Origin of the sequence: Hymenobacter sp. (genome assembly GCF_031398885.1) — a bacterium.
GTDB lineage: Bacteria > Bacteroidota > Bacteroidia > Cytophagales > Hymenobacteraceae > Hymenobacter.
On the sequence record NZ_JANNOD010000051.1, the window covers coordinates 136,301 to 147,246 of the forward strand.

The 10,946-nt window shown below is 64.1% G+C and carries 10 protein-coding genes; 5 read left to right on the forward strand and 5 right to left on the reverse strand.

Features of this window, described 5'->3' with window-relative positions; all coding sequences use genetic code 11:
• Together RMO51_RS09760 and RMO51_RS09765 are read left to right on the forward strand one after the other, a co-directional pair.
• A complete protein-coding gene (locus RMO51_RS09760; protein WP_310394210.1) occupies positions 1 to 678 on the forward strand; it encodes an ABC transporter ATP-binding protein in 678 nt (225 codons plus the stop codon).
• Between the two features lie 352 nt (positions 679 to 1,030).
• Positions 1,031 to 1,606 carry a hypothetical protein gene (locus RMO51_RS09765; RefSeq protein WP_310394212.1) on the forward strand — a complete coding sequence of 192 codons (576 nt, stop codon included), beginning with the start codon at positions 1,031 to 1,033 and terminating at the stop codon, positions 1,604 to 1,606.
• A 51-nt stretch (positions 1,607 to 1,657) separates the two neighbouring features.
• On the opposite strand, the gene RMO51_RS09770 is transcribed toward RMO51_RS09765, so the two are convergent.
• From RMO51_RS09770 to RMO51_RS09790, 5 genes are all read right to left on the reverse strand, one after another.
• Complete coding sequence (locus RMO51_RS09770; RefSeq protein ID WP_310394214.1) at positions 1,658 to 2,125, reverse strand: hypothetical protein; 468 nt, start codon at positions 2,123 to 2,125, stop codon at positions 1,658 to 1,660.
• Positions 2,122 to 3,252 (reverse strand): Acg family FMN-binding oxidoreductase, encoded by a 1,131-nt coding sequence (locus RMO51_RS09775; protein WP_310394216.1) that lies wholly within the window; start codon positions 3,250 to 3,252, stop codon positions 2,122 to 2,124. Before RMO51_RS09775 ends, RMO51_RS09770 begins: the two co-directional genes overlap by 4 nt.
• On the reverse strand, positions 3,249 to 3,635 hold the full coding sequence (locus tag RMO51_RS09780; RefSeq protein WP_310394218.1) for a hypothetical protein: 387 nt from the start codon (positions 3,633 to 3,635) through the stop codon (positions 3,249 to 3,251). Before RMO51_RS09780 ends, RMO51_RS09775 begins: the two co-directional genes overlap by 4 nt.
• Positions 3,636 to 3,645: 10 nt before the next feature.
• Complete coding sequence (locus RMO51_RS09785) at positions 3,646 to 4,452, reverse strand: type II CAAX endopeptidase family protein (protein WP_310394219.1); 807 nt, start codon at positions 4,450 to 4,452, stop codon at positions 3,646 to 3,648.
• Between the two features lie 63 nt (positions 4,453 to 4,515).
• Positions 4,516 to 5,919, reverse strand: coding sequence for an MBL fold metallo-hydrolase (locus tag RMO51_RS09790; protein WP_310394221.1), 1,404 nt, complete (start codon positions 5,917 to 5,919; stop codon positions 4,516 to 4,518).
• A 360-nt stretch (positions 5,920 to 6,279) separates the two neighbouring features.
• Between RMO51_RS09790 and ppsA the strand changes: the two genes are divergently transcribed.
• The 3 genes from ppsA (at position 6,280) to RMO51_RS09805 (ending at position 10,930) form a co-directional block, all read left to right on the forward strand.
• Positions 6,280 to 8,730, forward strand: a complete 2,451-nt coding sequence (gene ppsA / locus RMO51_RS09795; RefSeq protein ID WP_310394223.1) for a phosphoenolpyruvate synthase — start codon at positions 6,280 to 6,282, stop codon at positions 8,728 to 8,730.
• Positions 8,731 to 8,842: 112 nt separating this feature from the next.
• A complete protein-coding gene (locus RMO51_RS09800) occupies positions 8,843 to 9,967 on the forward strand; it encodes an alpha/beta hydrolase (RefSeq protein ID WP_310394225.1) in 1,125 nt (374 codons plus the stop codon).
• A gap of 204 nt (positions 9,968 to 10,171) precedes the next feature.
• Positions 10,172 to 10,930, forward strand: coding sequence for an ABC transporter permease (locus RMO51_RS09805; protein ID WP_310394227.1), 759 nt, complete (start codon positions 10,172 to 10,174; stop codon positions 10,928 to 10,930).
• Positions 10,931 to 10,946 lie beyond the last annotated feature (16 nt).

A 10,946-nucleotide genomic window follows, 5' to 3' on the forward strand; every position in this document is an offset into this window, starting at 1 on the left:
ATGGAGACGCCCGCGCTCGAAGCCCGCCAGATTATCAAGTATTTCGACGACCCCGTGCGGGTGCAGGTGCTGCACGACGTATCGGTTGCGCTGGCCCGCGGCGAGTTTGCGGCCGTGGTGGGCAAGTCGGGCTGCGGCAAATCCACGCTGCTCTACATCCTCTCCACCATGGACACGGCCTACGCCGGCGAGCTGCTGATTGACGGCGTGCCCATGCGGGCCACAAACGAGGCCGAGCTGGCGCGGGTGCGCAACGAGCAAATCGGCTTTGTGTTCCAGTTTCACTACCTGCTGAACGAGTTTTCGGTGCTGCGCAACGTGATGCTGCCCGCCGAAAAGCTGGGCAAGCTCGCGCGCCCGGAAATCGAGCACCGGGCCTACGAAAAGCTGCGCATCCTGGGCATCGAAAGCGAGGCGCTCAAGAAGCCCAACCAGCTTTCGGGCGGCCAGAAGCAGCGCGTCGCCATTGCGAGGGCCCTGATTAACGACCCGCTCATCATCCTGGGCGACGAGCCCACGGGCAACCTCGACCAGAAAAACGGCGAGGTCGTGTTCGACGTTTTCAAGGAACTGGCCGAAACCTACCACCAGGCCCTGCTCATCGTGACGCACGACAACGAGTTTGCCGCCAAAACCCACCGCATCATCGAGATGGAAGACGGGCGCATTGTCCGGTAGCGGGCCTCCGTAAAAGTCGGTTCCGGCCCCGTAGCCGCCAGTACGTGGGCCGCCGAGTACCGGGCAAACTTCCGGGCCGGGTCTGGCTCCGACCATGACGAGCATCATTTACCTCCGCCTTTTCGGTCATGGCCGGGGCCGCCCCCAACTCCGAGCTTTGAGGCGGTGATGGGTGGCCGCGGCAGTTGCGGTTTGGGCCGCCTGCGTTGCCCGCTGTCATGCCGGGTCGTGGCCATTCAATGACGGCACCAATGCGAGATGTAAAACCCCTCTCAGGGCACCTCGCAAGGCAGCCAACCAGCAATCAATCAGGTTATTATTAATTGCCGTGCTTATGAGAAAGCTACTCAAAATGACGGGCATTGCCGCGCTGGCAATGGGAGCCGGCTGGGCCGCCCTGACGCTGTGGGCCGAAAGCGCCGGGCCGAAACGAAGCTGGAAGCTAGGCAATCAGGCCGCCAAAAAGCGGGCCCTGATTGTTTATGACGCCGACCCTTTTTACAATCTGGACGAGCAGGTTTGCCGCTCGTTTGGCCAGGCCCTCGCCGACAACGGAATGCGGGTAACCGTTGCCACGGTCCGAGCGGCCCGGGAGTCACCCGAACAGTCCGCCGATTTGTACGTGTTTTGCGCCAATACTTATAATTGGGCTCCCGACTGGTCGGTGCGTAATTTCATTGAGCAACACGTGAAGCTGAACGGTAAACCGGTGGTGGCCATTACCGTTGGCAGCGGTGGGACAGGAAGCGCCCAAAAAGCGCTGGAAAAGCTCATTCTCGCCCAAAAAGCCACCTTGCTGGGTTCGCGTTCCTTGTGGCTGATGAAACCCAACGACGAAGCGCGCGCGAAGGAATCCAACGTCGCTGTCGCCGTCTCGGCAGCTTACGCGTGGGGCGAAAAAATCGCGCTGCAAGTGAACGCTCGCTAGCCTTAATTATCAAAGGGCACTCCTGCCGATACCTGGCTGCCGGCAGCTTGTTCACTGATTCGCAACTCCTGATTTTTGGTACAATGCTCTGTTTTTTGGCAATAGCGCGACAAACAAGATGACCAAGGCCAGCAGCATATACCCGGTGTGCAGCCAGCTCACGGCGTTGAGAAACGTCATTTGCAGTTGCAGCCAGCCCACGAGCGCAAAGGCCACGTAGATGCTGCCCGTCCAGGCCCAATGCATGTCCTGGAAAACGTTAAGGCGGTCTGCGAAGGTGCTTTCAGGCTTTTTCAGCAATGCCACCACCAGCAGGCAGGGTACCACGCCCAGCACGGTGAACAGGAGGAGGCCGGGCACCAGAAAATCCGCAAACGGCGAGTGGGTCAGCATCGAAAGCGGCATACCTATGAGCTTGCCTGAGGGCGACACCGTCAACATTCCGCCACCCCCCAGGGCGCCCACCCCCAGAAAACCGAGTAGCGCCACCAATAGGTTTCGGGTCGCCTTGGTGCTCATGAGGCAGTTGTTATCAGTACCTCATTCACCGGCCGGCGCAGCGAGCGCGGCAAGGCCGGGCCGTGGCCGAAGCGCAGCAGCAGTTGCGGAAACGCGCCGTTCAGGCCCAGCTGCGCCTGCACCTGGGCCCGCACCGCCGGCACTTCGCAGGGCTGGTTGAGGTAGGCGCATTTCAGGTTCAGGGTCGTGGCCAGCAGGGCGAAACGCTCGGCGGCGCGGCCGGCTTCGAGCCAGGCCGGCCGGTCGTCGGTGGCGGAGGCGAACAGCAGCAGGCCCGCCGAGCTGCGGATATGCGCCGCGTCCTTCTCGCTCTGGGCCGCCGGCCGCAGGGCCCGGCCGATGAAGAGGTTGGCCACCCAGCGCGGCAGCGACGGATTACCGCTGCCGCGGCTCAGCAGGCCGTCGCACGAGGCCAGGGCTTCGCCGTCGTTAAAGCGTATCCAGCTGACCAGCTCACTTTTGAAGGCGTCATCGGTCAGCTGCCGCTCGTTGCCGGCCACGACGTATTCGAGCAGCGGCACCATCGCCGCCCCGGTGTAGAGCACGGGCGTGACGCCGGCCCCGGTGCCGGCGGCTGTCAGCTGCCGCAGCTCGCCGCCCGGCACGGGCCTGCCGTCGTAGACGCTGCGGGTACTTTGGCGCAGCGGAATGGCCTCGAACAGCGCCGAGCGGCCGGCGGGGACCGGGCCGGTTTTTTGCAGCGCCACGGCAATGTGGTCGTCCGGCGTGCCCGCCAGGTGGTACGTCGTTTCGGTCCGGTAGCCGAGGTGCGCGGCGGCCACCAGCAGGTTTTCCAGGGCGCCGCCCAGGCTCATCCACAGCTCCCGGTCGGCGGGGTCCACCACCGGGACGCGGCGCGTCAGGTCGGGGAAAAGCTGGATGGTCCCGGCGCTCAGGCGGAACTTCCAGGGCTGGGTGTTGTGGCCCGAGGGTGCGAGCGTGGCCAGGCGCACCAGCTCGCGCAGCTCGTTGCCGGCCTTGCCGATGGGTTGCCGGGCGGCGTTGGCGGCGGCCTCGTAGTCGCCGGAGCCGCAGCCGGCCAGCACGGGGGAGAGGGCCAGCGTGGCGGCGGCCACGCCGCCGGTTTGAAGGAAATCGCGGCGGGTGTAAGTGGCAGGCAGGCTCATGGGAGAGGGTTGGCTACGGATTGGAAAGGAGAAGGCCCGGCAGCGGATGGCGACCCCGCCGCCAACTTGGAGCCCAGCACGTCGAAGGGGTGCCGGGGAGCACGCACCAGGTCGTTGCGCACCAGAAAGCGCCCCCGAAAGCGCATGGGCAGCGGGGCCCCACCCAGGGGCAAGCCGGGCGGGCCGGGGCGTTGGGCGTGCACATGGAGGTGGGGCTCGTCGGTGGCCGGGCAGTTGCCTGCCTGCGCCAACAGCTGCCCGGCCACGACGCGGGCCCCGGCCCGCACCCGGAGCGAACCCCGCCGGAAATGGGCCAGCACGATGTCGGCCTGCGCCCCGCGCAGAATCAGGTAGTTGCCCGAGAGAATGCGGGCAAGTGCCACGGCGGACGAGCTACGTAGTCGTTTCGCAACCCCGGGCGGGCAGCGGCTCATACGGGCCCGGCTGAGGCCTGAACCGTTTCCAAAAGAGGCCCACGATTCCGACCGTCAGCAGGAGAAAAGTTGCCCCAACCAGCGGGTTGTAGTGCGAGCCGTAGCGAGGATACAGGAAGGTACTGGTGTCAATCATGGCGTGAAAAAGAACCGCCGCGAATACGCTTTTGCCAGCGCTGTTGTAAATCCAGACCATGACAATTCGCAGCAAAACCGTGCTGACGCATTGCCAGACTATCCACGTTGCAGGTTGAGGAATTTGCGTGTAAGGAATAATATGCCAGATTGCCCAGATTATTCCCAGGATAATGCTCGCTTTCAACGCGCCCCAGCGGTGTTGCAGCGGGTCAAGCACGTACCCCGTCCACCCGATTTCTTCGCCGATTGCCCCGATGAAAAACACGAAGAAAAAAAGCAGCGCGGCAACTAGCGGCGTCCGGGTTGCGGGCAACGGCATCCTCGCCAGTTGCATGGCCCAGTAAGACAGCAGGGTTATCGCAGGCATCAAAAAAATAATTAGCAGGTACCATTTTTTGTCCTTGATTTTTTCATGGTCAAAAACGCCTCTTACTAATTCCTTCACTCCGCGCGGCCCGCTTTCTTTATTGACCAAAAGCAGGGCCGCCAGGGCCGGGCAAATGGCCATGAGGGCACTTATCGGAAGTTTTACCGGGAGGCTCCTGGTTAATTCCGGGGCCGCCGCACCGAGTATCCAAAACGGAATGGAAAGGATGAAAACCAGCAGAAAGAACTTTATGGATTTCATGAGAAAATAGGCCGTTGAGCGTCGGGGCTCCCCGCTGGCTTCGAGGCAGGAGTTGACCAGGACTCAAATGCCTTCGAACAGCACCACCTTATCCAAATAGTCGGGCACCTCCACGTTGGGCCAGCGCTGGTCCTGGCGCAGCGTGTGGGCCAAAACTTCGGCCGCCGTGGGCTCGCCGTGCACGATAAACGTGTGCTTGGGCGGTTGCGCGAAATTGCTCAGCCAGCGCAGCAGCTCCGAGCGGTCGGCGTGGGCGGAGAGGCCCCCGAGGTGCTCGACGTGGCAGCGCACGGGCACCTGCTCCCCGAACATTTTGATTTCGGTTTCGCCCTCCTGCAGGCGGCGGCCGCGGGTGCCCTCGGCCTGGTAGCCGATGAGCAGCAGCGTGTCGGCGGGCCGGGGCAGGCGGTGGAAGAGGTGGTGCACGATGCGCCCGCCGGTGCACATGCCGCTGGACGAGATGATGATGGCCCGCCCGCCGAGCTGGTTCAGGCCCTTGGACTCGCGGGATTCGGTCACGAAGCGCACGCCGGGGAAGTCGAACACGTTGCCGTGCCCGAGGCGGTGGGCGGTGGGGTGGCGCGGGTAGAGGTCCGATACGCGGATGCCCATGGGGCTGTCCACGTACACCGGTACCTGGGGCACGCGGCCTTCTTTGATGAGCTTTTTGAGGTAGTAGAGCAGGGTCTGGGTGCGGCCCACCGCGAAGGCGGCGATGAGCAGCACGCCGCCCCGGTCCAGGGCCTCGTTCACCACGCGGGCCACTTCGGCCTCGGGGTCGTCCACGCGCACGTTCCGGTCGCCGTAGGTGGACTCGACCAGCAGCACGTCGGCCTCCGTGACCGGGGCCGGGTCGTGCATCACCGGGTTGCCGTAGCGGCCCAGGTCGCCGGAAAACACCAGCTGCTTGCGCTGGCTCGCGCCCTGCACCGCCAGCTCCACGCTGGCCGAACCCAGGATGTGCCCCGCCTCGCGGAAGGTGAGGGTGAGCGCGCCATCGAGCAGCACGAGCGGGGCGTCGTAGGCCACGCTTTCCACCAGGGGCAGCATCCGCTCCACGTCCTCTTTCGTGTAGAGGGCCTCGGCCGGATGGTGCTTGGAGTAGCCTTTCTTGTTGGCGAAGGCAGCTTCCTCCTCCTGCAGCTTGGCTGAGTCGAGCAGCATGATGCTGAGCAGGTCGGCGGTGGGCTCGGTGCAAAAGATGCGGCCGCGGAAGCCGTCGCGCACCAGCTTGGGCAGGTAGCCGGTGTGGTCGATGTGGGCGTGGGTGAGGACGACGAGGCCCACGTCGGCCGGCGTGAGCGGCAGCGGCTCGCGGTTGCGCAGGCGCAGCTCCTTCAGCCCCTGAAACAGGCCGCAGTCCACCATGATTTGGTGTTGGGTGTCAGAGCTGCCATTGAGCGTGAGCAGGTACTTGGAGCCCGTGACGCAGTGGGCGGCACCGAGGAATTGCAGACTTACGTCCATACGGGGAGGGGGTGGAAGTAATGGCCGGAAATGCAGTGCAAGACTACGCCCCGGCCCCGGCCGTGCCCATGACAAAAATCATGGCCGGCGCTAACCTTCGTCATGCCCGCGGCTGGCTGGAAGCCAGTTCTTTGCACCGAGCTGCTGGCGGCTGCCACCCGGTCATTAGCCGGGCTAAATAAAGCGGTTTCGCGTTCTGTACACAGAAGTTAAAAGGTGAGAGTTAAAAGTTAAAATTCAGACTGATAGAATTTTAACTCTCACCTTTTAACTCTTTTCAACTGGAAACTACTCAAACTATCCCACCCGACGCATTTTTCCTCATCATTCCACTCCTCCTCATTCCACTCCCCCAGCATCATGGCACAAGACGCATTCACCCTGTTTTTTCGGGAACTGACCAACGACCACGTGGCCCTGGTGGGCGGTAAGAACGCCTCCCTGGGGGAGATGTTCAACAAGCTCAAGGAAAAGGGCATCAGCGTGCCGGACGGCTACGCCACCACGGCCGCGGCCTACGGGCTGTTTCTGGACGAAAACGGCCTGCGCGCGCCGCTGACCGAGCTGCTGGCCAGCCTCGACACCAAAGAATTTACCAACCTGCCGGAGGTGGGCGCCCGGGCCCGGTCGCTGGTGCACGGCGGCGTGATGCCCGCCGCCGTGGGCGCCGCCATCACGGACGCGTACCAAACCCTGTGCGCCGAATACCCCGAGGACATTCAGGTAGCGGTGCGCAGCAGCGCCACGGCCGAAGACCTGCCCACGGCCAGCTTTGCCGGCCAGCACGACTCGTTTCTGAACGTGCGGGGCGCGCACGCGGTGGTGGAGGCCTGCCAGAAGTGCTTCGTGTCCTTATTCAATGACCGGGCCATCAAGTACCGCGTCCTCAACCAGTTCGACCACATGGGCGTGGCCCTGTCGGTGGGCGTGCAGACGATGGTGCGCTCGGATTTGGCGTCGGCCGGCGTGGCGTTCACCATCGAGCCGGAAACCGGGCACGACAACCTGATTTACCTCACCGGCAGCTGGGGCCTGGGCGAAAACGTGGTGCAGGGCGCCGTGAACCCCGACGAGTACTACCTGTTCAAGCCCGCCCTGCGCAACGGCCACCGCGCCTTGGTGACCAAAAAGCTGGGCGACAAGGCCAAAACCATGCGCTACGCCACCGGCCCCGACGGCGCCACGGCCGGCATCGTCAACCACGACACGCCGCTGGAGCAGCGGGGCCTGTTCGTGCTCACCGAGGCCGAGGCCGAGCAACTGGGCCGCTGGTGCCTGCAAATTGAGGAGCACTACCGGATGCCGATGGACATCGAGTGGGCCAAAGACGGCGTCAACGACCAACTCTACATCGTGCAGGCGCGGCCCGAAACCATTCACCACGGCGGCCCGGCCCTGCGCCTGCACGAGTACCACCGCACCCAGGACGGCCCGGTGCTGGCCACCGGCAAGGCCGTGGGCAGCCAGGTGGTGTCGGGCGTGGCCCGCATCATCGACTCGCCCGCCGACGGCCACCGCCTGCTGCCGGGCGAAATCCTGGTCACGGACAGCACCAGCCCCGACTGGAACGCGGTGCTCAAGAACGCCGCCGTCATCGTCACCAACAAGGGCGGGCGCACCAGCCACGCGGCCATCGTGGCCCGCGAGCTGGGCTTGTCGGCCGTGGTGGGCACCCTGGACGGCACCGCGAAAATCAAAGACGGCCAGGTCATCACCGTGTCCTGCGCCGAGGGCGACGCGGGCCTGGTGTTCGACGGGGCGCTGGCCTGGGAAGAAACCGACCTGGACCTGACCCGGGTGGCGCGGCCCCGCACCAAGGCCCTGCTCATCCTCGCCGACCCCGACCGCGCCCTGCAGCTGGCCCGCTACCCCAGCCAGGGCGTGGGGCTAATGCGCATGGAATTCGTGGTCAACAACGCCATCCGCATTCACCCCATGGCCCTGGTCGATTTTGACAAGCTGACTGACCAGCACGCCCGCACCGAAATCGAGCAGCTCACGGCGCACTACAACAGCAAGCCCGAGTACTTCGTCGACAAGCTCGCGCAGGCCATTGCCTTCGTGGCGGCGGCGTTTTATCCCCGCGAAGTCATCGTGCGTTTGAGCGACTTCAAAACCAACGAGTACGCCAACCTGGTGGGCGGCCGGCAGTTCGAGCCGGCCGAGGAAAACCCCATGCTGGGCTTCCGCGGGGCCTCGCGCTACTACAGCGCCGAGTACCGCGAGGGCTTCCGGCTGGAGTGCGCGGCCCTGCGCCGGGTGCGCCTCGACATGGGCCTGACCAACGTGAAGGTGATGGTGCCCTTCTGCCGCACCGTGGCCGAGGGCCGCAAAGTGGTGGCCCTGATGGACGAGTTTGGCCTGAAGCAGGGCGAGGAAGGTCTGGAAATCTACGTCATGGCCGAAATCCCGAGCAACGTCATCCTGGCCCGGGAATTTGCCGAGGTGTTCGACGGCTTTTCCATCGGCTCCAACGACCTCACGCAGCTAGCCCTGGGCATCGACCGCGACTCGGCCATCATCAGCCACCTGTTCGACGAGCGCAACGAGGCCGTGACCCAGCTGCTGGCCCAGGTCATCCAGACCGCCAAAGCCTGCGGACGGCCCATCGGGCTCTGCGGCCAGGCCCCGAGCGACTACCCCGATTTCGCCAAGCTCCTCGTCGAGCAGGGCATCGACAGCATCTCCTTCACCGCCGACGGCCTGCTGAAGGGCATGGCCAACATGGTGCTGGCCGAGCAGGCGCTGGGCCGGGAGCAGCCGGCGCCAGCGGTGCAGGAAGTGCTGGACGGCGAGCCGATGCCCGCGTAGGTGGCGCCCGCGCCGCCACCAGGCGGCGGCCGTCGCGGGCACTTTTCCCGGCAGTCCGGTTCACCGGGGCTTTCGTCCGGGGACGCCGGTTTTTTCGTCTTACTAGTATTTCATGAAACAAACGCTTTTCAGTGGCAGCATTGGTCTCGTCGCGCTATTCTGCGCGGTGACTTCCCTGGGGCAGACGGGCAGCCTCCCGGATGAATACGCCCGGGCCCGGGGCATCGTGGCGGACCTGGAAAAGATTGTTGCCCCCGACGGGGTGCAGGAAACTTACGAAACGCCCATTGGCGGCGTGAAGCAGTGGGTTTTCGTGCGGGGCCAGGACCGGCGAAATCCCATCATCCTGTTTGTGCACGGCGGGCCGGCCTCGCCGATGGCCCCGGTGGCGTGGATGTTTCAGCGGCCGCTGGAAGAATACTTCACCATAGTCCACTACGACCAGCGCGCCGCGGGCAAAACCTACGCCGCCAACGACACGACCGGCCTGGGCCGCACCCTCCGCATCGCCCAGTACGTGCAGGACGCCATCGACCTGGCGGAATTCATCCGCAAGAAGTACGACCAGCAAAAAGTCATCCTGCTGGGCCACAGCTGGGGCACGGTCATCGGCCTGCAAGCCGCCCTCAAGCGGCCCGATTTGTTTTACGCCTACGTCGGCCTGGGGCAGGTCATCAGCTCGCAGGACAACGAGCGGCTGAGCTTCGCCTACGGCCTGGAGCAGGCCACCGCGCAAAAAAACGAAGCGGCCGTGCGGGAGCTGCGCTCGATTGCGCCGTATCCCGGCAACCGGCCCCTTACCCGGGAGCGCATCATCATTGCCCGGAAATGGCCCCAGCACTACGGCGGCTTGGCGGCGTACCGCTCCACCTTCGCGTATTACTTCAACGCGCCGCGGCTCTCGCCGGCCTACACGCCCGCCGAGGCCGCCGCCATCGACCCGGGGAGCCTGTTCACGCTGGGCCGTATTCTGCCGGAGTTTCTGCGGGTTGATTTCAAGTCGGTGACGTCGTTTCCCATCCCCGTGTTCATGCTGATGGGCCGGCACGACTACACCACTCCCTCCGCGCCCACCGCCGCCTGGCTCCAGCAGCTCAAGGCCCCGCTAAAAAAAGGCGTCTGGTTCGAAAATTCCGCCCATCTGATTCCCCTGGAAGAGCCGGGCAAACTGTTGCTGACCCTGGTGCAGGAGGTGAGGCCCTTGGCCATAAGTGCCCAGCCTGGCAGCCGAAAGTAACCCCGCCGCTCAAGTAGTCGTTCAGAAGTGAACGAGTTGTCAGTTGCTCGTTGTCCGTTGTTAGTCAGATATTTATTAAGGGGCTAATAACTGACAACTAGTGCCTGACAACTTAAACCAATTCTGGGCGGCCCCGATGGTCCCCGCTCTTTCTGAATTGCAAAATGAACAGAATGGCCGAAACCAAGACGCTCCGCACCGCCCATGTTTGACAGCCCTTTCCTGGCCGAAACCGGCGCCATTGCCCAGTTTGCCGGGCGGTTCTTCCGCGAGGGGTTCCGGCCGCGCTACGAGGTGCGCGAGCTGCTCTACCAGTGCTACGCGGTGGGCTACCAGTCCTTGCCGATGGTGGGCGTCACGGGCTTCATCATGGGCATCGTGCTCACGCTGCAGAGCCAGCCCACCATGGCCCAGTTCGGGGCCGAGTCCTGGATTCCGACGATGGTCGGGCTCACGATTATCCGGGAGATGGGGCCGATTATCACGGCCCTGATTTTTGCCGGCAAAATCGGCTCCAGCATCGGGGCCGAGCTGGGCTCGATGCGCGTCACGGAGCAGATTGACGCCATGGAAGTGTCGGGCACCAACCCGTTTAAATACCTGGTGGTGACGCGGGTGCTGGCCACCACGCTCATGCTGCCCCTGCTCACCATCCTGGCCGATGCCATCGGCCTCTACGCGTCCTACGTCGGCATCAATACCAAGGGCGTGACCACGCTGGCCCTGTTCCTGAACAACATCCTGGGCACCCTCACTTTCGGCGACGTGGTGCCGGCCGTGCTCAAGACCTTCTTTTTCGGCTTTGCCATCGGCCTCATCGGCTGCTACAAGGGCTACTTCGCCAACAAGGGCACCGAGGGCGTGGGCCAGGCCGCCAACTCCGCCGTGGTGGCCTCGTCGCTGGTCATTTTCGTGCTCGACCTGCTGGCTGTTCAAATCACGGACCTGCTGGGGATTAATTGAAGGGGCGGTCATGCTG